Source organism: Pseudomonas sp. GGS8, assembly GCF_024168645.1.
GTDB lineage: Bacteria > Pseudomonadota > Gammaproteobacteria > Pseudomonadales > Pseudomonadaceae > Aquipseudomonas.
Genome location: NZ_JALJWF010000001.1, coordinates 787,280 through 810,546 on the forward strand (window position 1 = coordinate 787,280; position 23,267 = coordinate 810,546).

Below are 23,267 nucleotides of genomic sequence, written 5' to 3' on the forward strand. Positions count from 1 at the left end.
AGTCACAGGATTAAATCACGCAGTTCATCAGGCATGGCGCCCGGTTGTTGAATAGCAGCCAGGTCAGCGGCAGAAACCGCATTCCAGGCATCCTCGTCCCACAATTGGAACTTGTTCAGTTGGCCTACCAACATTGCGCGCTTATCCAACTTGGCATATTCGCGAAGACGCGGCGGAACCAGAAAACGACCACTGCCATCGAGCTCGAGGTCGACGGCATTACCAATCAGTAAACGTTGCAGGCGGCGGTTTTCTTCGCGAAGCGAAGGCAGCGCGCGCAGTTTTGTTTCGATAACTTCCCACTCATCGAGGGGATAAACACACAAACACGGATCAACGGCATCGATGGTGACGATTAATTGACCGGAACTACGCGAAACGAGCTCGTCACGGTACCGGCTCGGCATGGCGAGACGGCCCTTTGCATCGAGACTGATAGCGTTAGCTCCGCGAAACACGTCAGCGTTTCTCCAAATATTAGCGTTTTGCGCTCAAAAAACCCACTTCATGCCACTTTCCGCCACTTGCGCACACTATAGGAATGCGCCCACCACACCGTCAAGGCGCGGATAGAAGGAAAAGCCTTACAGAACGGAGATTTAGGAGCGTAAAAGGAGGGGAAACGAGAATCTGACGGGTGAATTTGTTCAATAACTTGAATCAGCACAGAAGGCTGCGTTCAGAAGTTAAAGTAGTTTGTTAAGAGTAAGATTTTTTCGGTATTACAAAAGCGCTTCTGCTATTGATTCAGCAGGGAGGGGAATTGCCATTACGCATATCGCTGCCAATGATTGAAGCAGAGAAGAAAAAAGGTGGAGAGTCGATCTGTAAGCCGGGTTCTGTCTTGAACAGTCATTCGTCTACGATGGCCATCACTGGACATCTTTAGCAACCTACCCGGTCCCAGCGCGGGCCACGCCTTGGGACCCTATTTGGTCTTGCTCCAAGTGGGGTTTACCTAGCCACGAACTGTTGCCAGACGTGCGGTGCGCTCTTACCGCACCTTTTCACCCTTACCGGCGCCGAAGCGCTTAGGCGGTTATTTTCTGTGGCACTTTCCGTAGGCTCACGCCTCCCAGGCATTACCTGGCACTTCGCCCTATGGAGCCCGGACTTTCCTCCCCCCCCTAATTTTCATAGAGGGCAGCGACTGTCCGATCGACTCTCCGCCGCGAAGGTTAACGGCAGAGCGGCCGAAGAACAAGCGCTAAAAGCCTCTGCCCGGCGTTGCGCGTCGCTTTTTTACTCGCCCTTCTGCTTATCCAGCGCCACCTGATAGAGCACATTCTTGCGCTCGCCGGTAATTTGCGCCGCCAATGCCGCCGCACGCTTGAGCGGCATTTCTTCGAGCAGCAGGTTGAGAATACGCATGGCTTCGCTGCTGACAGCCTCCTCAGTTTCGGGAGCAGACCAGCCAGCGACCAGCACTACGCACTCCCCGCGCTGCTGGTTGCTGTCCGATTCAACGAACTCGCGCAACTCGGCCAGCGGCAAGCCTTTGAGGGTTTCGAAGGTTTTAGTCAGTTCGCGCGCCAACAATGCTGGACGATCGGCGCCGAATACCAGCTCCATGTCTTGGAGGCACTCGAGGATGCGGTGTGGAGCCTCATAAAAAATCAGCGTGCGCGGTTCTTCCTTTATCAGTTCCAGGCGAGCGCGTCGGCCGACAGCCTTGGCCGGTAGAAACCCTTCGAAGATGAAACGGTCCGACGGCAACCCCGCCGCCGAGAGTGCCGCAATCAATGCACAGGCACCCGGAACCGGCACCACATTGATCCCCGCGGCACGGGCCTGACGCACCAGGTGATAACCCGGATCGGAAATCAGCGGCGTCCCGGCATCGGAGATCAATGCCACATCGTCGCCAGCGAGCAAGCGAGTGATAAAGCGGCTACCTTCATCCCGTTCGTTGTGTTCATGGCAGGCCGCCAGCGGCGTAGGGATACCGAAGTGCTGCATCAATCGCTGGGAATGGCGAGTGTCTTCGGCAGCAATCAATGAAACCTCGCGCAGGATCTTCAGCGCACGCGCACTGATGTCGTCCAGGTTGCCGATGGGCGTCGCCACCACATAAAGCGAGCCAGCAGCGGAATTCAAAGCACCTGGAGCAGTCAAAGCGCACACCTCATGATCGGTAAAAACCGCCATTGTAGCGCGTAGCGACATTCGCGATACCTGCAAGCAACCCTCGGTTTTCCAGCCTTTTGTGCCGTACTGCAACATTTGCATGAGCTAAATTGATCGATTCACGCCAGTAACATCGCGCCCCGGCCAGCGCTTGGGTACAATTCCACGCCTATTTGATCGAGTATCAGGAACACTTACATGATCGCTTGCCTGCGGCTGTTCTCTGCCCTCTGCCTCGCTGCCTTGCTGGCGGCTTGCGCCAGCTCGCCCTCCTCCAGCCTTGGCGAACTTCCACGCACCCCGGATGCCAGTATCGAGCAACTGCTCGAACAGGCCGCTCAAAGTAAAACGCCGGACAAGGCAGCCTTGCTGCGCCTGAGCGCGGCTGACCTGGCTTATCGTCAGGGCAATGCCGGCCAGTCCGCGCAAATTCTGCAACAAGTACCGATGGAACAACTCAAGCCTGGTCAACAGGTCTTCGCCAGTACCCTGGCGGCTGAATTGGCCATGGTGCGCAATCAGCCCAAAGCGGCGCTGACGGCCCTGAGCCATCCGAGCCTGCAACGCCTGAGCGAACTGCCAGTCGAACAACAGGTCCGCACCGGCACCGTTCATGCGCGCGCCCTTGAGGCCGATGGCCAGACCCTGGCCGCCGCACGGGAGCGCATTTTCATCGCCCCCATGCTGAACGATCAAGCCGCGAGCAAAAACCACGAGGCGATCTGGACCCTGATCTCTTCGCTGCCGACCGAGCAATTGCAGCCGACCACCGACGACGACCTCGGCGGCTGGTTGAGCCTGGCCCAAGCAGTGAAAACTGCCGGCACCCTGGAACAGCAGCAAGCCGCGATCGACAACTGGCGTGCGAAGAATCCAAAGCACCCGGCCGCCATCCAGTTGCCGTTGCCACTGACCAAACTCAAGGAGCTGGCCAGCCAGCCCCTGAGCAAAATTGCCCTGCTGCTGCCGCAAGACGGCCCACTGGCTTCGGTCGGCAAAGCATTGCGCGAAGGCTTCATGGCTGCTCACTACCAGGCGCAACAAGCCGGGCAGAAGCCGCCAGCCATCGAGTTCTATGACAGCGCGCGCCTGACCTCCCTCGACGAGTTCTATCGCAAAGCCCAGGCCGACGGCGTGCAACTGGTGGTCGGACCGCTGGAAAAACCGCTGGTCAAACAGCTCAGTGCTCGCCCGCAACTGCCGATCACCACTCTGGCCCTGAACTACAGCGAAGGCGAACAAGGTCCGGCCCAGCTGTTCCAATTCGGCCTAGCCGCTGAAGACGAAGCGCGCGAAGTGTCCCGTCGTGCACGCGCCGACGGCCTGCATCGCGCCGCCATCATGGTGCCAAAAGGCGAATGGGGCGACCGCGTACTCAGGGCGTTCAGCCAGGATTGGCAAGCCAACGGCGGCAGCATCGTCGCGATGGAGCGCGTTGACCAACCGGTGCAACTGGCCCAGCAAATTGCCGAGATGTTCCAGCTGCGTCAGAGCGAAGGCCGCGCCAAGAGCCTGCAAAGCACCGTTGGCTCACAGGTAGCCGCCCAGCCTTCACGTCGCCAGGATATCGAGTTCATCTTCCTGGCCGCCACGCCACAACAGGCTCAACAAATCAAACCGACCCTGAACTTCCAATACGCAGGCGATGTGCCGGTTTACGCCACCTCTCACGTGTTCAGCGCCAGCGGCGACCAAAACCAGTACAACGACATGAACGGTATTCGCTTCTGTGAAACCCCATGGCTGCTGGATGCCAACGACCCACTGCGCAAACAGGTCACAGCACAATGGCCACAAGCCGGCGGCAGCCTTGGCCGCCTGTACGCAATGGGCGTTGACGCCTATCGCCTGGCACCACGCCTGGGGCAACTCAAGGCCTTGCCAGACAGCCGCATCGAAGGCCTATCGGGCAGCTTGGGCATGACTCAGAATCAACGGGTCGTGCGTCAATTGCCATGGGCAGAGTTCGTCAACGGGCAGGTTCAACGCCTGCCGGACACCTCGCGCTGATGCCCGACAGGTCACGCCAGCAAAGCGGTAAGGATGCCGAGCGCCATGCGCTCGAGCATCTTCAGCAACAGGGTCTGCGCCTGCTGGCGCAGAACTGGCTGTGTAAACGCGGCGAGCTTGATCTGGTCATGCTTGATGGCGATACAGTAGTATTCGTCGAAGTCCGCTACAGAAAAAACACCCAATGGGGTGGCGCGCTCGATAGCATCGATGGGCGCAAACGGCAGAAACTGATTTTCGCCGCGCAGTATTTTCTTCAGCGCGAGTCGCGTTGGGCCAATTCCCCTTGCCGCTTCGACGTGGTTGCCATCGACAGCAACCTTGATCAGTTGAACTGGTTGCAGAATGCCTTCGATAGCTGACTGCTTGCGCCCGAACAGGACACCTTCACCCAACACTTTTGCTCTTTGCTTTGCGGGCTGCACATTCATGTGCCGAGTAGCCGCGCTAATTAAGGTCACACAGATGGACATGCAATCGCGAATTCGCCAGCTTTTTCAGGCCAGTATCGACACCAAGCAACAGGCGATGGACGTACTTGCACCGCACATCGAGCAAGCCAGCCAGGTCATGGTCAACGCCCTGCTCAACGAGGGCAAAATGCTGTCCTGCGGCAACGGCGGTTCCGCCGGTGACGCACAGCACTTCTCGTCCGAACTGCTCAACCGCTTCGAGCGCGAGCGCCCGAGCCTGCCGGCCATCGCGCTGACCACCGACAGCTCGACGATCACCTCGATCGCCAATGACTATAGCTACAATGAAATATTCTCCAAACAGATCCGTGCCCTCGGTCAACCGGGTGACGTATTGCTGGCTATTTCCACCAGCGGCAACTCGGCGAACATTATTCAAGCGATCCAGGCCGCACATGATCGCGAAATGATTGTCGTAGCATTGACGGGCCGTGATGGCGGTGGCATGGCGTCACTGCTTTTGCCGGAGGACGTCGAGATTCGCGTACCGGCCAATGTCACTGCACGTATTCAGGAAGTCCACCTGCTGGCGATCCATTGCCTTTGCGATCTGATCGACAGCCAACTGTTCGGGAGTGAAGAATGACCCCTAATCGCCTAGGCCTTCTGGCCTTGACCCTGTGCCTCGGCATCAGCGGCTGCACCTCGGTGGTTAACGCCAGCCGCGAAGCGCCAATCGACGATGACCGCGGCACCCGCACCTTCGGCAGCAAAATCGACGACTCCCTGATCGAAACCAAGGCCGGTGTAAACATCGCCAAGGCCGATCCGGACCTGGACAACAACTCGCACATCGTCGTCACCAGCTTCAACGGCGTGGTGCTGCTGGCCGGGCAAACCCCGCGCGCCGACCTCAAGGCCAAGGCCGAACAGGTCGCCGCCTCCGTTCAGCGCGTGAAGAAGGTGCATAACGAACTGCAAGTCCTACAGCCCTCCTCGCTGTTGGCGCGTCAGAACGACACCTGGCTGACCACCAAGATCAAGACCCAGATGCTCACCGACCCCTCCATCCCGGGCTCGCGCATCAAGGTTGTGACTGAAAACGGCATCGTTTATCTGCTCGGCCTGCTGACCAAGCAGGAAGCGGCGCAAGCGACCAATCTGGTGCAAGGCGTTTCTGGCGTACAGAAGATTGTGAAGTTGTTTGAGTACATCGACTGATACTTGCTTACCGGCGATAGCGTTCTGGAGATCGCCTTCGCCGGCAAGCCTGGCTCCTACAGTCATAAAAAAGGCGATCCTTGCGGATCGCCTTTTTTATTACTTCACCACCTTCAAGCTCGGTCGACCGCTGGGACGCGGCGGCTCGCTGTCGGGTGGCGGAATATCATCATCCGGCTCGATATCTTCCTCGTCCTCCAGAGGCGATTCCATATCGAACACCATGCCTTGGCCGTTCTCCCGAGCGTAAATGCCCAGGATCGACGCGATAGGCACGTACAGTGTGTGTGGCACGCCACCGAAGCGCCCCTCGAAACTGACCGCCTCGTTATCCATGTGCAAATGACGCACGGCTGCCGGGGATACGTTCAGGACAATCTGCCCGTCACTGGCAAAACCCTGAGGCACCTGCACCGACGGATACTCGGAATTGACCAGCATGTGCGGGGTGCAATCGTTGTCCACAATCCACTCGTAGAGCGCGCGGACCAGATAAGGTCGACTGGAGTTCATAGCGGCTCCTTAAGCCTTAGCGCATATCGCGTTCGACACCAGACAGACTTGCCTGGAAAGCCTCACGCGCAAACGAGCGCTCCATGTAATCAAGCAGCGGCTTGGCAGGCCGCGGCAGTTCTATACCCAGAATCGGCAATCGCCAGAGTATTGGCAATAGGCAGCAATCCACCAGACTTTGTTCCTCACTGAGGAAAAACGGCTTGTCGGCGAATAACGGCGACACGCCTGTCAGGCTTTCGCGCAGCTCTTTACGAGCCACTACGCGAGCTGCTTCCTTGGTCCGCGAATCCAGAATCAGATCCACCAGACCACACCAGTCACGCTGAATACGATGAATCAGCAGACGACTGTTGGCACGCGCCACGGGATAAACCGGCAGTAGCGGCGGATGCGGATAACGCTCATCCAGATATTCCATCACCACGGTCGACTCCCACAACGCCAGGTCACGATCGACCAGGGTGGGCAGGCTTCCGTAAGGATTCACTTCAATCAGTTTAGGCGGCTGACGACCAGCCTCCACGTAAATGATCTCGGCGCTGACACCCTTCTCTGCAAGTACGATGCGCACTCGGTGGGAATAGTGGTCGGCGGGGTCGGAGTAACAGGCCAACCGATTGGTCACGCCCATGGCGGTCCTCCTCGCTTGTTGAAATTATCGGAAACGGAAAAACACGCGCGCCCAGAGGGCGCCTCCCGTAACGCCTGGCTCACCAGACTCGTTACACCTTCAGAGACGCCCCTGGGCGCGCGCGATTAACAGCAATGGCTTACCGCTTTATCAATGGACGTCTTTCCAGTATTCACGCTTGAGCAAGTAAGCGAATACGAAGAAGAACGCCAGGTACAGCAACACATAGGTACCGATGCGCTGATGCTGCAGCTTCACCGGGTTGGCCGAGTAGGCCAGGAAGGTCACCAGATTCTTGACCTTCTCGTCGAACTGCTCTTCGTTCAGCGTGCCGGTTTTCGGCAATACCGTCAGCTGGTCGCAGGCTTCATGGGTCAAAGCCGTACCGGTCAGCGGATCGTATTGCTTCTTGCCGTCATCGACGATTTGAACTTGTTTACAGCCTACCACTTGACGACCCTGCAGGCCGACCAAAACGTTAGGCATGCCGACGTTCGGGAACACCTTGTTGTTCACGCCCCAAGGACGCGACGGGTCTTCATAGAAGGAACGCAGATAGCCGTAGAGCCAGTCAGTGCCACGAACACGCGCCACCAGTGTCAGGTCGGGCGGCGCCGCACCGAACCAGGCTTTGGCGTCAGCTGGCTGCATGCCAGTGCTCATGTGATCACCGATCTTGGCGCCGGTGAACACCAGCTTCTCGAGCATCAGCTCGTGAGGAATGCCCAGGTCATCGGCAACACGCTCGTAGCGCTGGAACTTCGCACTGTGGCAGCCCATGCAGTAGTTGGCGAATGTACGTGCGCCGTCCTGCATGGCGGCCTTGTCGGAAACGTCGATATCGACTTTTTCCAGCTCGGGCCCACCGTGTTCGGCTGCAAAAGACAGCACAGGCATCGCCGCAAGAATCAGTACAGCAAATAGCTTTTTCATCAGCCAGTCACCCTTTCCGGAACCGGTTTGGTCTTCTCGAGCCTGGTGTAGAACGGCATCAGAATGAAGTAGGCGAAGTACAGGAAGGTACATACCTGCGACAGCAACGTACGTTCCGGGGTAGGTGCCATGACACCCAGCCAGCCAAGAATCACGAAGGAGATGCAGAACACCCAGAGCCAGATCTTGCTCAGCCAGCCCTTGTAGCGCATGGATTTCACCGGACTACGATCAAGCCAGGGCAGGACGAACAGCAAGGCAATCGAAGCACCCATGGCAACAACACCCAGGAGCTTGTCCGGAACTGCCCGCAGAATCGCGTAGAACGGCGTGAAGTACCAGACCGGAGCGATGTGTTCAGGGGTCTTGAAGGCGTTCGCCACTTCAAAGTTCGGCTTCTCGAGGAAGTAGCCACCCATTTCCGGGAAGAAGAACACGATCGCGCAGAAGATGAACAGGAACACCACCACGCCAACGATATCTTTCACGGTGTAGTACGGATGGAAGGCAATGCCGTCCAGCGGTACGCCGTTTTCGTCTTTGTGTTTCTTGATGTCCACGCCGTCCGGGTTGTTCGAACCGACTTCGTGCAACGCCAGAATGTGCAGCACCACCAGACCGAGGATCACGATCGGCAAGGCCACCACATGCAGGGCGAAGAAGCGGTTCAGGGTAATACCGGAAATCAGGTAGTCACCACGGATCCACTGGGTCAGGTCGTTACCAATGACCGGGATCGCACCGAACAGCGAGATGATCACCTGGGCACCCCAGTAGGACATCTGGCCCCACGGCAGCAGGTAACCCATGAAGGCTTCAGCCATCAGCGCCAGGTAGATCAGCATGCCGAACACCCACACCAGCTCGCGCGGCTTCTGGTACGAACCGTAGAGCAGACCACGGAACATGTGCAAATAGACCACGATGAAGAACATCGAAGCGCCGACAGCGTGCAGCAGGCGCAAGATTGGGCCGTAACTGACATCACGCATTATGCCCTCAACGGAAGCAAAAGCCTCTTCCGCCGACGGGGTGTAGCTCATGGTCAGCCAGACACCGGTAACGATCTGGTTGACCAGAACGAGCAGCGCCAGGGAGCCGAAGAAATAGAAGAAGTTGAAGTTCTTCGGGGCGTAATACTTGCTGAGATGGTCTTCCCACATTTTGGTCGCGGGAAAGCGCGCATCAACCCAATCCATGAACTTGCTCATCACGCTTTCTCCGTATCGACGCCAATGACAATGATGTCATCGGTCTCATAGGAATGCGGGGGAACTGGCAGGTTCAAAGGCGCGGGTTGCGACTTGTAGACGCGGCCAGCCAAATCGTAGTGGGAACCGTGGCAAGGGCAGAAATAGCCCCCTACCCAATCCTTGCCCAGATCGGCAGGTGCCACTTCCGGACGGAAGGTCGGTGAGCACCCCAGGTGAGTGCAGATACCGATCAGCAGCAGGACTTGCGGCTTGATCGAACGCGTTTGCGGGTCGACATAAGCCGGTTGTGTCGAGTTCTTGGAGGTGGGGTCAGACAACTGGCCCTCGATCTTTTTCAGATTCCCCAGGATTTCCTCGGTACGGCGGACGATGAACACCGGCTGGCCGCGCCACTCAGCAATCATTTGCTGGCCTGGCTCGATTTTGCTGACATTCACTTTCACCGGTGCACCTGCAGCTTTCGCCTTGGCACTGGGAAACCATGACCCCACGAACGGGACCGCAGCCCCCACCGCTCCTGCAGCACCCACCACGGATGTGGCTGCTACCAAGAAGCGACGCCGGCCTGCATTCACGCCGTCATTGCTCATTCAGTCCTCTCCCATCAGCTTTGTGGCCTGTTAAATCAGGCGTCTACTAAGTAAAAATCTGAACTTATAAAAATTTTGCCGAATGGTAATGAAAAGCCCCAATTCTGACAAGGTAATTACCGAAGGGCCCCACTGCCAAGCCTTGCAGTATAGGGGCTCTGCGGATGTGGCAAGTTGTCACAGCGTAATTCTTTGATAAATCGCGCCCATAAAAAAACGCCCAGCTTCGCGAGGAAACTGGGCGTTCTTTTTGAACGTGAAACGAATTAACGCTTCGAGTACTGCGGACGCTTACGCGCTTTACGCAGACCGACTTTCTTACGTTCAACTTCACGTGCATCGCGAGTTACGAAGCCGGCTTTGCGCAGAGCAGAGCGCAGAGTTTCGTCGTAGTCCATCAGAGCGCGAGTGATGCCGTGGCGGATTGCGCCAGCTTGACCACTTACACCACCGCCGATCACGGTGACGTAGATGTCGAACTTCTCGACAGTCTCAGTCAATTCCAGCGGCTGACGAACTACCATGCGGGCAGTTTCGCGGCCGAAGAAATTATCCAGCGAACGGTTGTTGATGGAGATGTTACCAGTGCCCGGACGCAGGAAAACGCGTGCGGTTGCAGTCTTGCGACGGCCAGTGCCGTAATTTTGAGTCGCCGACATAATGAACTATTCCGTTAAAACTTCAGTTCTTGGGGCTGCTGAGCAGTATGAGGGTGAGCAGCGCCCGCATAGACTTTCAGCTTACGATACATGTCGCGACCCAGCGGGTTCTTAGGCAGCATGCCTTTGACCGCGGTCTCGATCACGCGCTCAGGGGCTTTAGCGATCAGCTTTTCGAAGTTGATCGACTTGATGCCGCCCGGGAAACCGGAGTGGGAGTAGTACATTTTGTCAGTGGTTTTAGCGCCAGTAACACGTACTTGCTCAGCGTTGATTACGACGATGTAGTCGCCGGTGTCGACGTGAGGAGTGTACTCAGCCTTGTGCTTGCCACGCAGACGGCTCGCGATTTCAGTGGCCAGACGACCCAGGGTCTGACCAGCAGCGTCGACGACAAACCAGTCGCGCTTTACTGTTTCCGGTTTAGCAGTAAAAGTTTTCATTCTTTATAGCCTCAGGGGCCGCCCTGTAAATTAGACGGCGGATCTTACTGAATAGTGCGTACTTTGACAAGTCAAAGGCAGCCGGATACAGACGCTTTCGGGGGCTCGGGTCGGCGCGTCCGTTCAACGGCAAGATTCTTCGGCGGCGGCGCATCACTTCCACTGCAGAAAGAGGTGCGCAATTATGCAGATTGCGAAAAATATTTCAACCTGCTTTTATGATTGTTTTGCCCAAGGAGCACCCGATGGACTATCGCCAGCTAGGCCGTACCGATCTGAATGTGAGTGCCATCTGCCTCGGCACCATGACCTGGGGCGAGCAAAACAGCGAGGCTGAAGCCTTCGCCCAGATCGAACGCGCCAAAGGCGCCGGGATCAATTTCATCGACACCGCCGAGATGTACCCGGTACCCCCCAAGGCTGACACCTACGCCACCACCGAGCGCTACATCGGCAACTACTTCAAAAGTCGCGGAGATCGCGCCGACTGGATCCTGGCGAGCAAGATCGCCGGCCCCGGCAACACCATCGATTACATTCGCGACAAAAACCTGCGGCACAACCGCCAGCACATCAGCGAAGCCGTGGATGCCAGCCTCAAGCGCCTGCAAACCGACTACATCGACCTGTACCAGTTGCACTGGCCGGAACGCAGCACCAATTTCTTCGGTCAGCTCGGTTACAAACACAAGATCGAAGCCAATCTGACGCCACTGGAAGATACGCTCGAAGCACTGGACGAGCAGGTCAAGGCCGGCAAGATCCGCCATATCGGCCTGTCCAACGAAACCCCATGGGGCACCATGCGCTTCCTCGCCCTCGCCGAAGCCCGCGGCTGGCCGCGCGCGGTATCAATCCAAAACCCCTACAACCTGCTCAATCGCAGCTTCGAAGTCGGCCTGGCGGAAATTGCCATCCGCGAACAGTGTGGCTTGCTGGCCTACTCGCCACTGGCGTTCGGCTTTCTGTCGGGCAAGTACGAAGGTGGCGCGCGTCCGCCCAAAGGTCGCCTGAGCCTCTACAGCCGCTTCAGCCGCTATTTCAACCCGCAGTCGGAAGCAGCGTGCAGTCGCTACGTGGCACTGGCTCGTGAACACGGCCTGGATCCGGCGCAGATGGCACTGGCGTTTGTCACACAGCAACCGTTCGTGACCAGCAACATCATTGGCGCCACGACGCTTGAGCAACTGGACAGCAACATTGCCAGCTTCGACTTGAAGCTGTCGGATGAAGTGCTGGCAGGGATCGAGGCCATTCACCAGGATCATCCGAATCCTGCACCTTGATTGATCTTCAGATCCAATCGCGGGCAAGCCCGCTCCCACAGGTTCTATGTTGATCACAAATTTGTGATCAACCGCGGATCAGTCTGGGAGCGGGCTTGCCCGCGATGGCGTCCGCACACGCAACGCCAATCAAAGCGACCGCGCAATGATCTCCTTCATGATTTCATTGGTCCCGGCATAGATCCGCTGCACCCGCGCATCCGCCCATGCCCGGGCGATCGGGTATTCCCACATGAATCCGTAACCGCCATGCAACTGCACGCATTCGTCGAGCACCTTGCATTGCAGATCGGTGCCCCAGTACTTGGCCATCGCCGCGGTTGGTACATCGAGCTTGCCTTGCAGATGCAACTCCAGGCAGCGATCGACGAAGACCCGGCCGATCTGGATCTCGGTCGCCATTTCAGCGAGCTTGAAGCGGGTGTTCTGGAAGTCGGCGATGGCCTTGCCGAACGCCTTGCGCTCACGGGTGTAATCCAGCGTCCACTGCAACGCCGCTTCGGCTGACGCCAAGCCGCCCACCGCGACCGTCAAGCGCTCCTGCGGTAACTCCTGCATCAGGTATGCGAAGCCCATCCCGGCTTGGCCCAGCAGGTTTTCCTTGGGCACCCGAACGTCCTGGAAGAACAGCTCCGAGGTGTCTTGAGCCTTCATGCCGACCTTTTCCAGACGCTTGCCCTTGGCGAAACCCGGCGTGTTGGCCTCCACCAGAAACAAGCTGGTGCCCTTCGCCCCCGCCTTCGGATCGGTCTTGGCCACAACGATCACCAGGTCAGCCAGAAAGCCGTTGGTGATGAAAGTCTTCGAACCGTTGATCACGTATTCGTCGCCCTCCAGCACCGCTGTAGTCTTCACCCCTTGCAGGTCGGAGCCGGCACCCGGCTCGGTCATGGCAATCGCAGTGACCATCTCGCCGGATACCAGCTTGGGCAGGTATTTGTGCTTCAACGCCTCACTGCCGTAATGCAGGATATAAGGCGCAACAATGTCCGAATGAAGAGAAAAGCCGATCCCGGTCAGCCCCAGACGACCGACCTCCTCGATCACCACAGCGCTGTAGAGAAAGTCTGCCCCCAGCCCGCCGTATTCTTCTGGCAGATGCGAACAGAGCATCCCCGCCTCCCCCGCCTTGTTCCAGAGACTGCGGTCGATATAGCCTTGTTTTTCCCATTGCCCATGGAACGGCACGGCCTCTTTTTCGAGGAACGCTCGCACGCTGTCGCGAAAAAGTTCGTGCTCGGGGCTGAACAAGGTTCTGGGGATCATGCGTCACCTGTCGTTATTGTCAGACGGAATTGATCTTCAGAGACTAAGCCTCGCTTCCGATACGGGACACTGGACACATCCGACAAAAAATAAGACGATCCAGCCGTCTGGTGACCACTTTCCCCTATAAGAATAAAGTTGAATTATGTCTAATCATGTCTCCACGCCCTTGCGGCGCGTCAGTATCCTGGCTATCGACCGGGTTTTCGCTTCCACCCTCATGCAAGCCAAGGATTTCTTCCATCTGGCCAGCCTGCGCTATGGAAAACAACTGGGCCACGGCCTGACACCGGCATTCGAAACCCGGCTGGTCAGCCCCGACGGCAAACCGGTGAACAGCTTCAGCGACGTGATCATGCCGGTGGACGGCCGCCTGGAAAATGCCGACGTCATCATCCTCCCCGCCTTCTGGGACGATTTCGACACCCTGTGCAAACGTTATCCACAGGTCCTGCCGTGGCTGCGCGAACAACACGCCCGTGGTGCCGTGCTTTGCGGCGAGGCCACGGGAGTGTTCTGGCTCGCCGAAGCCGGGCTGCTCAACGGCAAGGAAGCGACCACGTACTGGCGCTTCTTCAATGCCTTCGCCGAGCGCTTCCCGCAGGTTCATCTCAATCAGGACAAACACCTGACCGACGCCGACAACCTGTATTGCGCCGGCGGCACCACCTCGGCCTGCGACCTCTACATTTACCTGATCGAGCGCTTTTGCGGCGCCAACGTGGCCCAGGCCGTGGCCCGCGACATTCTCTATGAAGTGCAGCGCAGCTATGCGCCGGGGCGGATCGGTTTCGGTGGTCAGAAACTGCACCAGGACGTGATCATCCTGCAGATCCAGCATTGGCTCGAAGAACACTTCGCCGACAAATTCCGCTTCGAAGACGTGGCCCGCGAACACGGCATGAGCATCCGTAACTTTATGCGGCGCTTCCAGACCGCCACTGGCGATAAACCGCTGCATTACCTGCAACGCTTGCGCATCGAGACCGCCAAGGGCTTGTTATCCGGCAGTCGCAAGAGCATCAAGACCATCAGTTATGAAGTCGGTTACGACGATGCAAGCTTCTTCGCCCGGCTGTTCCGGCAGCATACGGAGTTGTCGCCGAACCAGTATCGGCAGCAGTTTCAGCAGGCGGCATAGCCCCTAGAAAACAACACAAATCAACTGTGGGAGCGGGCAGGCCCGCGCCCACAGGCTCCATGGCTTGACTGACTGGCATCACCAGCAAATACAGGTTTTCTTCGCAATGTATTTTCCTACGCAAAAAGCGGAATGCAGAGCGCCAGCGCACCCGATTCGACTCACATACGCAGCCCCTTAAAAACTCCAACATCTTCCCCTGCAAACGCCATCAGGGAAGATCAAAAATGACTATCGGATCAAGCTACAACTACCCCTCTGACATTCCCAAGGATGTCGTTCGAAGCAAACGTTCAACTGAAAACAAATGGGCGACTCGCTTTCCAAATCCACCAGACTTGTGCTTCGACTACCGAGCACTGGTTGAACAGGAAAACGGCATCTCCAAGGCAACTGACCCGCAACATAAAATCTGCATTATTGGCGCCGGTGTCACCGGACTGACTGCTGCTAGAGAACTTTATCGTTGCGGGTTCACCCATATCACCCTCATAGAACAATCCAGACGTATAGGCGGCAGACACCTGACCGTCTCTGGAAGCAGCCCCTCCACGATGAGCCACACACCGTTTGAAATGGGCGCCATGCGCATGCCCTTCTTCAACCGGGCGGACGAGCCACCGACAGAGGGCCGGTCGCTGATGGCTTACTACACCAAGGCGTTTGATTTGGCGTTTTCGGATTTCGCCAATCCCGGAAGCCAATGGGTCCGCTCGACGGGCATCTATCTTCGAGAGGGCAGCATGGGCGGCGGATCGACTCCGCAGATGCTGATCTGGAAAAATGAAGACGGCCAGACACCGCCTCCCGGCGAGGAACTGCAAAAGGTCTATACCAAGTGGAAAGTCTTTGCCGATCGCATGACCCGGCACGTCGCCGAGGTTTACGCCAGTCAAGAATGGGAAGCCATGTGGGCCGCCATCGTCGAAAAATACGAGAGCGTTTCGTTTCGCGATCTGGTCAGCATGCCCACGGTGCAAGCCTGGGATAAACGCTCACCGGGGGATTTTGGCGGAATGGGAATGTCCGCAGAGGAGTCCGCAATCTTCTATGCCATTGGCATCGGCGACGGTAGCTGGGGAGCCTTTTACGATGTGTGCTCTCTTTACCCACTGCGCACGGCCATTTTTGGATTCAGCAGCCAGCTGCAACTGATCCATGGCCGGGTGGACTCAACTGGCGATCCGCTGGATTCACCCTACCTGCACAACGATGTGGTCTTTGACTCGACCGGGCGGAGTTTCGACAGGCCCCGCTACATCGGTCTCGCCGCGCTGGACGAATGCCTGCTGTTCATGAAAACCGCCGAAACCGGAAAGTCCTTCTACGAACACTGCCGGGAACGGAACAACGGCTTGCTCATGGACTCGTCCGTTACAAAACTTAAAAAACTGACCAATCAGAAAACACGCGTCTATTACAACCGCATCCACAGCCAACCCGAGCAAACCCAAGAATGCTCCGATGACTTTGACTCAGTCATCATGACCCTTCCCTCCTGGCTGATTGAAACTCGCATCACGCTTGAGAACTTCACACCACAGATGCTGCCTTTCGAGACGATCAATGCCTATAAAACGGCGCACTGGGAAACCAGTTGCAAGGTCTTCGCGCCATTAAAAAAAACATTCCTTTCGAAAAACAGCAAAATCCCGCAAGCCATCGTCACAGACAGTTTCATTCACGATGTCTACACCTACCGCTACAACGAAAACTACAGTTATGACTGCATCCTTTTAAGTTACACATGGGAGGATGACGCCACCAAACTCGCCTCATTCACCGACAAGGAACTGGTGAGAAAATGTGCCAAAGAGCTGGACCGAATCCTGATGAACTCCGCCAATATCCAGGAGAGGATTTCTCCCTATATCGGCCTTGATCAAGCGGTGGTTCAACGCTGGATAACCGATAAAAATTCGCTGGGCTGTGCGAAGTTATACCGCCCTGGCACCTACTACGATGCCGTCGGCCTGATGAAGTACAACCGGGACTTCGCGCATGTTTCAGGCCTGTATTTTTCCGGCGAGTCATTTTCAGTCGATGCCGGCTGGACGGAGCCTTGCTTTCGGGGCGCCGTCGATGCGGCCATTCATATCTGCAACAAAACCGCCGCGACCTTCAATGGCGGTTTTTCGATGAGCGACTATCCGCACTATAAAGTCGGAACCTGACGGCCGTCCCTGTTCTGGAGCCGTGCACGAGGCGCATTGGCTCCTTCCTTCCCCGCCAGTCAAGTGTCGAGCCCATTTATCTTGGGATACGGACTACAACCTAAACGGAAACAGCTGACTTACTCCCTGCCCCTGTTTCACCTCTTATGAATACGCAATTTAACCGCGTGAATAACAATAAAAAGAGGTTTCGGGAATGAACGAGCCAACAAGCCCTGTTCGTGTAGCAGTCGTGCAATTCGATCCACAAGTCGGCATGGAGAATCGTGAAAAGAATCTGCGTCGTAGCCTGGAACTGGCTATGGAGGCGGTGAACGGCGGAGCGAATCTCATCGTCCTGCCCGAGCTTTCAAGTACAGGTTATTTTTTCAGCAACCGGCAGGATGCGTTCAAACATTCGGAGGCGGTTCCCGACGGGCCGAGCGTGCAAAGCTGGATGGACTTCGCCCGCCAGCACAAGGTTTATCTGGTCGCCGGTTTGAGCGAGCGCGACGGCATGCAGCTGTTCAACACCGGTGTTCTTGTCGGGCCCGAGGGCTTTATCGGCAAGTATCGAAAAGCCCATTTGTGGAACCTGGAAAAAATGTGGTTCACGCCAGGTGATCTGGGCTTTCCGGTTTTCGACACCCCGATAGGTCGCATAGGGTTGTTGATCTGCTGGGATATCTGGTTCCCGGAAGTACCGCGTATTTTGAGTCAGCAAGGCGCGGACATCATTTGCAGTCTGAACAACTGGGTCTGGACGCCGCCACCTCTGTTCGATGACGCCGGCAAGTGCATGGCTTCGTACCTGACGATGACGGCCGCTCACGTTAACAATGTGTTTATTGCAGCGGCGAGCCGGATCGGTGAAGAGCGAGGTGCACGTTACCTGGGCTGCTCGGTGATCGCGGGCACCAATGGCTGGCCGATTGGCGCAGTGGCTTCAGCAGACAAGCAGGAAATCCTGTTTGCCGATATCGACCTCACCAGCTCGCGCAGCGCGCCCATCTGGAACAACTTGAACGATTTGCACCGCGATCGTCGAGTCGATCTCTACGATCAGATGCTCGGTTACACCCAGCACCCTTGTCTTCCACGCTGATAAGGGGCATGACCAATGGAAACTACAAACGAAAAACCGAAAAACCGGCTTACCACCAGATCGCCGCTGGATATGGCGATCATCTGGCTGATGCTCGGCACCACACTGTTGATCATCTGGCTTTCGTTCACCTACCGCTCATCCTGGTCAGCCCATTGGCCAGACTACAGTCACATGGTGTCGAGCCTTCCGGAACCGAATGCCTGGTTACGCTGGGTCCTGGGAGACATCAGCGAGGTGGCGTTCTACAAACACGAGTTCGCTTCGATCGGGCTGCTGGCTGGAGCCTATCTGGCCTACTGGGCGAATCGAACGGGAAAAGCGTGGCAGGGCTTTACCATTTCCTACGGCAGCGGATTATGGCCGTGGCTGATTACCAGTTCACTGCTTGGACTGCTGCTGAGTAACCTGCTGTGGGGCTGGACAGTCACAGCCACCAGTTGGCAACCCACATTTGCAGCCTTCGTTTCATTGCCGGCAGCGATGGTGCTGATGTTTGGCGCAGGCTGGAAGGTCACGATCAACGGCGCAATCATGGGCGCCGTGTTAGTCACCCCAATGTGTTTGCTGATCGTCAACTACGTCTGCAATCCACTCGGCTTGCCAGCCGTGATCGGCAATGTCTCGGGTATGGCAATTGCCAGCGTCGGCACGTTTCTACTCTGCCGTTACCTGCCGAGCCTGGTGAAGTCCGACTCACCCGAAAAGCCATCGGAGTCGCCGTCCGCATCCGCCATCACCAAGACACCTGACTACGGTATCTTCTGGAGCCTGCGCCGGATTTTGGCGGACTTTTCGGAAGCGCCGTTCTTTGGCAATGAATGGGCCAGCCTCGGCTTGATAGCGGGTGCCTTGGTGGCTTACACCTTGAACCCGACGAGCCCAGTGTACGGCACGGGCTTGCTGCCACAACTGATCGCCGCGCAGGCGCTGACCTCCGCGCTAGGGGTGATGATCTGGCGTCGACAATGGATGTTGCATGGCTGGTATCCCACCTACGTTCCGCTGGTGTCAGTCGTGCCGGCAGCCATTCTGACGTACGGCGGCAGTTGGCAGGTCATCACCTCAAGCGCATTGCTGGGGGCGCTGATTGCGCCACCGCTGGCGTGCGCAATCGCCAAGCGGTTACCGGCCGACATGCATCCCTTCATCGGTAATGTCCTGTCTATGGCCATCAGTACTCTGCTCATCATTCCGTTTATCGGACTGCTGATAGCCGACTGACAAATGCCGCTATCGGGCTGTATCACGAACTCAGCTCCGGATACAGCCGACTTCTTACCACAAGCAAGCGAGGTATCCCATGGACCTGCCCAAACTGGCCATTGCGGCGCTCGGCGGCACTATGAGCATGCGAACCAGGATTGCCGGTGAAGGTGTTATCCCGACCGTCAGTGGTGAAACCCTGCTGGCATCGGTACCGCACCTGACGACACTGGCTCGGTTCACCGTTGAAACACTCGGGCTGCTGCCAAGTGCTTCACTGAATTTCGAGTGTTTATTGAGCGTTCTTTCCTGGGCGAAATACCAGGTTGAGCAAGGCGCTGTTGGCGTTATCATCACACAAGGCACGGACACTCTCGAAGAAACAGCAACATTCTTTGATTATTTATGGGACTGCAGCGAACCGTTGATCATCACCGGTGCCATGCGCTCAGCCGCTCAGCCTGGAGCCGATGGTCCGGCAAATCTGTTGGATGCCTGCCGAGTCGCGCTCGCCGAAAACAGCCGGCAACGAGGCGTTCAAGTGGTCATGAACGGGCAGATTCACCAGGCATGCAGCATCCGCAAGACCGATTCATTGGCATTGCAGGCGTTTTCCTCTCCCATCGTTGGTCCCGCAGGCACGCTCGTGGAAGACACTGTCCGCTATCTCCGCCAGCGGACCCGACAGATGCGTTTACCCTTGCCACAACAGACCACACAGAAGATTGCATTGCTGGAAGCATCATTCTGCGCCGACACGCTGTTATTGGAAAACATCCTCGAACTGGGCTACGACGGGCTGGTAATCGCGGGTTTCGGTGCAGGACACGTCTCAGAAAGCTGGGCTGACGTCTTGGAAAAAATCGCAGAGAAAATCCCTGTCATCATCGCGACCCGGGCCGGTTCCGGCTCCACTGCTCAATCGACCTATGGTTTTATCGGCAGCGAAATGGATCTGATCCGTAAAGGTGCATTGATGGCTGGATTTCTCTGCCCGCGCAAAGCCAGGATTCTACTTTGGCTACTCGTTGGCTGCGGGCGACAAACTGAGCTGGCGCGCTACCTCAAAGAGGACATCCGGTTTCAAAATTGACCCACATAAAAAGGCCTGCATCGCAGGCCTTTTTTATTTTCCGAAATGTCCTACGGCTTGTGCGCCCGGGACAGGAATTCGTGAGACTGCATTTCCAGCAAGCGGCTAAGCGTGCGCTGGAACTCGAAGGTCAGGCGACCGCCGGTGTAGAGGTCTTTAAGCTCGACTTCGGCGGAGATGATCAGCTTCACGTTACGGTCGTAGAACTCGTCGACCATGTTGATAAAACGTCGGGCGATGTCGTCGGTGGTGACGCTCATCTGCTCAACATTGCTGAGCAACACAGCGTGGAAGATTTTACCCAGTTCGATGTAATCGTTCTGGCTACGTGGGCCGTCGCAGAGTTCGCGGAAGTCGAACCAGGCCACGTCATCGCAGGTGCGCACGGCACGAATTTCACGGTTCTCGATCACCAGTACGTCGTTCTCGATGGCTGCCGTGCATTCCGGCGTCAGGGCCCGGAAGCTCTTGCGCAGGCTTTCCTGGGCGGCTTCGTCCAGCGGGAAGTGGAACAGCTCCGCTTGCTCGAGGTGACGCAGACGGTAATCGACGCCGCTGTCGACGTTGACGATTTCGGTGTTCTGCTTGATCAGTGCAATGGCCGGCAGGAAACGCGCACGTTGCAGGCCGTCCTTGTACAGACCGTCCGGCACGATGTTCGAGGTCGCGACCAGGGTCACGCCGTTCTTGAACAGCTCTTCCATCAGCGTGCCAAGGATCATGGCATCGGTAATGTCCGAGACGAAGAATTCATCGAAACAAATCACTCGCGTCTCGTCGGAAAAGCGCTTGGCGATGATCGTCAGCGGGTTTTTCTCGCCGCCTAGAGTTTTCATCTCTTCATGCACGCGCTTCATGAAGCGGTGGAAGTGAGTGCGGGTCTTCTCCTTGAACGGCAGCGCTTCGAAGAAGGTGTCGACCAGGTAAGTCTTGCCGCGACCCACGCCGCCCCAGAAGTACAGGCCCTTGACCGGTGACTGGTCTTTCTTGCCAAACAGTTTGCCGAGCAGGCCCGGTTTACTCTGCGAGGCCGCGACCAGATCGTCGTACAGGCGCTGCAAATGACGCACTGCCGTTTCCTGCGCAGCATCGTGGAAGAATTCCGGGCGTTTCAGATCAGCTTGGTATCGTTCTAGGGGCGTCATAATTCGTTAGCAAGGCAACAAAAACGGGCCGTCACTGTAGCGACGGCCCGTGGGAATGGCAATCGGCCCTTGGTCGGACCGAGCCGTTGTTTATTCCTGAACCGGTGTCAGCGCAACCTGCAATGCGCCGATGGCAGCATCGCGAGCAGCGCTGTCAGCGAAGGCCGGGCTGTCGGCTACGCACTCGCCTTCCAGCCAGACGCTGAAGCTCAGGTCTTCACTGCGCACGTCCAATGGCAGGCCGGACTGCAGTTGTTTGGTCACCTGACCTGCGGTTTTGCCATCAGCGAAGTGGCGCGATAGCAGCAACTGCTCACCATCAGCCGCCAGCAGACGGAAGCGGAAACTGCCATCGTCTTCACGGAAGCTGACAAAACGCGCGGCTTTCACGGCTTTCTTCTTGGTGGTGGCAGCAACTTGAGTCTGGGCAACGAAAGAACGCAGGCCGACTGCTTCACGCAACTCGCCAAGGAACGGCGTGGCCACGGCACGGGCCTTTTTGGCGCCGATCTGCAGGATGTCTTCGAGGTCTGCCGGGCGGCCGATCAACTGGTGATAACGCTCGCGGGACTCGCCCAACTCGTTGTCCAGCAACTGGAACAGGCGATTCTTCGCCTCGCCCCAACCCAGGCCCTGGAGCAATTCGCTGCGGAATTCGTCGGATTGTGCCGGTGTAGCGAAGGCCTGGAACAAGGTGAACAGGTGCGAGTTGTCCGGATCTTTGGCTTCGCCCGGGGCACGGGAGTCAGTCACGATCCGCGAAATCGCGTCTTTCATCTCTTTGGCGCTGCTGAACAACGGAATGGTGTTGTCGTAGCTCTTCGACATCTTGCGACCGTCGAGGCCTGGCAGCGTGGCGACGCTTTCCTCGATCAGCGCTTCGGGCATGGTGAAAAACTCCTTGCCCTGGCCGAACAAGTGGTTGAAGCGCTGGCCGATGTCACGGGCCATTTCCACGTGCTGGATCTGGTCACGACCGACCGGCACCTTGTGAGCGTTGAACATCAGGATGTCCGCGGCCATCAGCACCGGGTAGCTGTACAGACCCATGGTGATGCCCGCATCCGGGTCTTCGCCATTCTCGACGTTCTTGTCCACCGACGCCTTGTAGGCGTGGGCGCGGTTGAGCAGGCCCTTGGCGGCCACGCAGGTCAGCAGCCAGGTCAGCTCCGGGATTTCCGGGATGTCGGACTGCCGGTAGAAGGTCACCCGGTCCACGTCCAGGCCACCGGCCAGCCAGGTCGCGGCGATTTCCAGACGCGAGCGCTGGATGCGTTGCGGGTCATCGCATTTGATCAGGGCGTGGTAGTCGGCCAGGAAGTAGAACGAATCGGCATTGCTGTCACGGCTGGCGATGATCGCCGGTCGGATAGCCCCGGCGTAGTTGCCCAGGTGCGGCGTGCCGGTGGTGGTAATGCCGGTGAGGATGCGGGTACGAGTCGTCATGGGTAATCGCTTGTCAGACTGCAATCAATTCGAAAGACGCGGCAGGATCAGATCCTTGAGATCGGTCAGCTTGCCATGAAAAAAGTGTCCGCATTCTGCCACTTTCAGCAGCTCATGGGGACGATCGAGTGCGTCAGACCAATCGTAAACGAGTTGCGGATCGATCACTTCGTCGGTTTCCGGCTGAATCAGAGTCAATGTACCTTGTTGCGGCAGTTGATCCTGATCACCCAGACGCATGACCGCCGGCGCGACCATGAACAGATGCTTGATCTGCTCCCCCTTGGCCTCCAGGCGTCCGCCGAGACTGGCTGCAACAAAACCGCCGAAGGAGAAACCGAACAGGGTCAAAGGTAATTCAGGATGTTTGGCCCGCAGCCACTCGGCCGCGGCCTGGGCATCGTCGACTTCACCGGAGCCCATGTCGTGCGAGCCTTCACTGGCGCCGACGCCACGGTAGTTGAAACGCAAGGTAATCAAACCGGCGTCCCGCGCGGTGCGCTGCAGGGTCGAGACGACTTTGTTGAGCATGGTGCCGCCCTGCACCGGGTTCGGATGGCAGATCAGCGCCAGGCCGCGGGGCTGCTCATTGTCCAGGTAAAGAGCTTCCAGTTGGCCCACCGGGCCATCAATCACTACAGGGGTTTCGCGCATAAGCAAGGAAGGAAC

At 57.3% G+C, this 23,267-nt stretch carries 23 protein-coding genes and 1 other RNA gene; 10 read left to right on the forward strand and 14 right to left on the reverse strand.

Annotated elements, in window-relative coordinates; genetic code table 11:
- Nucleotides 1-2: 2 nt before the first annotated feature.
- The 3 genes from mraZ to rsmI all read right to left on the reverse strand — a co-directional run bounded on the left by mraZ (nt 3) and on the right by rsmI (nt 2,148).
- Entirely contained in the window at nt 3-458 is a 456-nt protein-coding gene (gene mraZ, locus J3D54_RS03465; protein ID WP_072459358.1) for a division/cell wall cluster transcriptional repressor MraZ, read from the reverse strand.
- Nucleotides 459-812: 354 nt separating this feature from the next.
- Nucleotides 813-1,166, reverse strand: an RNA gene (gene rnpB / locus J3D54_RS03470) — RNase P RNA component class A.
- Nucleotides 1,167-1,242: 76 nt separating this feature from the next.
- Entirely contained in the window at nt 1,243-2,148 is a 906-nt protein-coding gene (rsmI, locus tag J3D54_RS03475) for a 16S rRNA (cytidine(1402)-2'-O)-methyltransferase (protein WP_253426487.1), read from the reverse strand.
- A 177-nt stretch (nt 2,149-2,325) separates the two neighbouring features.
- Here rsmI and J3D54_RS03480 point away from each other — a divergent pair, with 177 nt between their 5' ends.
- The 4 genes from J3D54_RS03480 to J3D54_RS03495 all read left to right on the forward strand — a co-directional run bounded on the left by J3D54_RS03480 (nt 2,326) and on the right by J3D54_RS03495 (nt 5,771).
- Nucleotides 2,326-4,137 (forward strand): penicillin-binding protein activator, encoded by a 1,812-nt coding sequence (locus J3D54_RS03480; RefSeq protein WP_253416705.1) that lies wholly within the window; start codon nt 2,326-2,328, stop codon nt 4,135-4,137.
- Nucleotides 4,137-4,499, forward strand: coding sequence for a YraN family protein (locus J3D54_RS03485; RefSeq protein ID WP_007904371.1), 363 nt, complete (start codon nt 4,137-4,139; stop codon nt 4,497-4,499). The genes J3D54_RS03480 and J3D54_RS03485 overlap by 1 nt, the downstream gene beginning before the upstream one ends.
- Before the next feature lie 103 nt (nt 4,500-4,602).
- Nucleotides 4,603-5,196 carry a phosphoheptose isomerase gene (locus J3D54_RS03490; RefSeq protein WP_007904374.1) on the forward strand — a complete coding sequence of 198 codons (594 nt, stop codon included), beginning with the start codon at nt 4,603-4,605 and terminating at the stop codon, nt 5,194-5,196.
- A complete protein-coding gene (locus tag J3D54_RS03495; RefSeq protein WP_019582358.1) occupies nt 5,193-5,771 on the forward strand; it encodes a BON domain-containing protein in 579 nt (192 codons plus the stop codon). The genes J3D54_RS03490 and J3D54_RS03495 overlap by 4 nt, the downstream gene beginning before the upstream one ends.
- Nucleotides 5,772-5,870: 99 nt before the next feature.
- Here J3D54_RS03495 and J3D54_RS03500 read toward each other — a convergent pair whose 3' ends face one another.
- The 7 genes from J3D54_RS03500 to rplM form a co-directional block, all read right to left on the reverse strand.
- Nucleotides 5,871-6,284 carry a ClpXP protease specificity-enhancing factor gene (locus J3D54_RS03500; RefSeq protein WP_064616201.1) on the reverse strand — a complete coding sequence of 138 codons (414 nt, stop codon included), beginning with the start codon at nt 6,282-6,284 and terminating at the stop codon, nt 5,871-5,873.
- A gap of 16 nt (nt 6,285-6,300) precedes the next feature.
- Nucleotides 6,301-6,918 carry a glutathione S-transferase N-terminal domain-containing protein gene (locus J3D54_RS03505; protein WP_007905304.1) on the reverse strand — a complete coding sequence of 206 codons (618 nt, stop codon included), beginning with the start codon at nt 6,916-6,918 and terminating at the stop codon, nt 6,301-6,303.
- Nucleotides 6,919-7,068: 150 nt separating this feature from the next.
- Nucleotides 7,069-7,851: a cytochrome c1 gene (locus J3D54_RS03510; RefSeq protein ID WP_253416706.1), complete on the reverse strand. Its 783-nt coding sequence runs from the start codon at nt 7,849-7,851 to the stop codon at nt 7,069-7,071.
- On the reverse strand, nt 7,851-9,062 hold the full coding sequence (locus J3D54_RS03515) for a cytochrome bc complex cytochrome b subunit (protein ID WP_253416707.1): 1,212 nt from the start codon (nt 9,060-9,062) through the stop codon (nt 7,851-7,853). The genes J3D54_RS03510 and J3D54_RS03515 overlap by 1 nt, the downstream gene beginning before the upstream one ends.
- Nucleotides 9,062-9,655 carry a ubiquinol-cytochrome c reductase iron-sulfur subunit gene (gene petA, locus J3D54_RS03520; protein ID WP_105347901.1) on the reverse strand — a complete coding sequence of 198 codons (594 nt, stop codon included), beginning with the start codon at nt 9,653-9,655 and terminating at the stop codon, nt 9,062-9,064. The genes J3D54_RS03515 and petA overlap by 1 nt, the downstream gene beginning before the upstream one ends.
- Before the next feature lie 266 nt (nt 9,656-9,921).
- On the reverse strand, nt 9,922-10,314 hold the full coding sequence (rpsI, locus tag J3D54_RS03525; RefSeq protein WP_003228056.1) for a 30S ribosomal protein S9: 393 nt from the start codon (nt 10,312-10,314) through the stop codon (nt 9,922-9,924).
- A gap of 14 nt (nt 10,315-10,328) precedes the next feature.
- Complete coding sequence (gene rplM / locus J3D54_RS03530) at nt 10,329-10,757, reverse strand: 50S ribosomal protein L13 (RefSeq protein WP_007939824.1); 429 nt, start codon at nt 10,755-10,757, stop codon at nt 10,329-10,331.
- 245 nt (nt 10,758-11,002) lie between these two features.
- Here rplM and J3D54_RS03535 point away from each other — a divergent pair, with 245 nt between their 5' ends.
- Nucleotides 11,003-12,043 carry an NADP(H)-dependent aldo-keto reductase gene (locus J3D54_RS03535; RefSeq protein ID WP_253416708.1) on the forward strand — a complete coding sequence of 347 codons (1,041 nt, stop codon included), beginning with the start codon at nt 11,003-11,005 and terminating at the stop codon, nt 12,041-12,043.
- A 129-nt stretch (nt 12,044-12,172) separates the two neighbouring features.
- Here the strand turns inward: J3D54_RS03535 and J3D54_RS03540 are convergent, their stop codons facing one another.
- Nucleotides 12,173-13,309, reverse strand: a complete 1,137-nt coding sequence (locus J3D54_RS03540) for an acyl-CoA dehydrogenase family protein (protein WP_253416709.1) — start codon at nt 13,307-13,309, stop codon at nt 12,173-12,175.
- 244 nt (nt 13,310-13,553) lie between these two features.
- On the opposite strand from J3D54_RS03540, the gene J3D54_RS03545 reads away from it, so the two are divergent.
- The 5 genes from J3D54_RS03545 to J3D54_RS03565 all read left to right on the forward strand — a co-directional run bounded on the left by J3D54_RS03545 (nt 13,554) and on the right by J3D54_RS03565 (nt 20,007).
- Complete coding sequence (locus J3D54_RS03545; RefSeq protein ID WP_253426489.1) at nt 13,554-14,450, forward strand: GlxA family transcriptional regulator; 897 nt, start codon at nt 13,554-13,556, stop codon at nt 14,448-14,450.
- 227 nt (nt 14,451-14,677) lie between these two features.
- Nucleotides 14,678-16,624, forward strand: a complete 1,947-nt coding sequence (locus J3D54_RS03550) for an FAD-dependent oxidoreductase (protein WP_253416710.1) — start codon at nt 14,678-14,680, stop codon at nt 16,622-16,624.
- 196 nt (nt 16,625-16,820) lie between these two features.
- The gene (locus tag J3D54_RS03555; protein ID WP_253416711.1) at nt 16,821-17,708 is read left to right on the forward strand and encodes a nitrilase family protein; all 888 of its coding nucleotides are present in this window, start codon (nt 16,821-16,823) and stop codon (nt 17,706-17,708) included.
- Between the two features lie 15 nt (nt 17,709-17,723).
- A complete protein-coding gene (locus J3D54_RS03560) occupies nt 17,724-18,932 on the forward strand; it encodes a hypothetical protein (RefSeq protein ID WP_253416712.1) in 1,209 nt (402 codons plus the stop codon).
- 79 nt (nt 18,933-19,011) lie between these two features.
- Entirely contained in the window at nt 19,012-20,007 is a 996-nt protein-coding gene (locus tag J3D54_RS03565) for an asparaginase (RefSeq protein WP_253416713.1), read from the forward strand.
- Between the two features lie 50 nt (nt 20,008-20,057).
- On the opposite strand, the gene zapE is transcribed toward J3D54_RS03565, so the two are convergent.
- The 3 genes from zapE to J3D54_RS03580 form a co-directional block, all read right to left on the reverse strand.
- A complete protein-coding gene (zapE, locus tag J3D54_RS03570) occupies nt 20,058-21,152 on the reverse strand; it encodes a cell division protein ZapE (protein WP_253416714.1) in 1,095 nt (364 codons plus the stop codon).
- A 90-nt stretch (nt 21,153-21,242) separates the two neighbouring features.
- The gene (locus J3D54_RS03575; protein WP_253416715.1) at nt 21,243-22,598 is read right to left on the reverse strand and encodes a tryptophan--tRNA ligase; all 1,356 of its coding nucleotides are present in this window, start codon (nt 22,596-22,598) and stop codon (nt 21,243-21,245) included.
- 24 nt (nt 22,599-22,622) lie between these two features.
- Nucleotides 22,623-23,252 carry an alpha/beta hydrolase gene (locus tag J3D54_RS03580; RefSeq protein ID WP_253416716.1) on the reverse strand — a complete coding sequence of 210 codons (630 nt, stop codon included), beginning with the start codon at nt 23,250-23,252 and terminating at the stop codon, nt 22,623-22,625.
- Between the last annotated feature and the right edge of the window lie 15 nt (nt 23,253-23,267).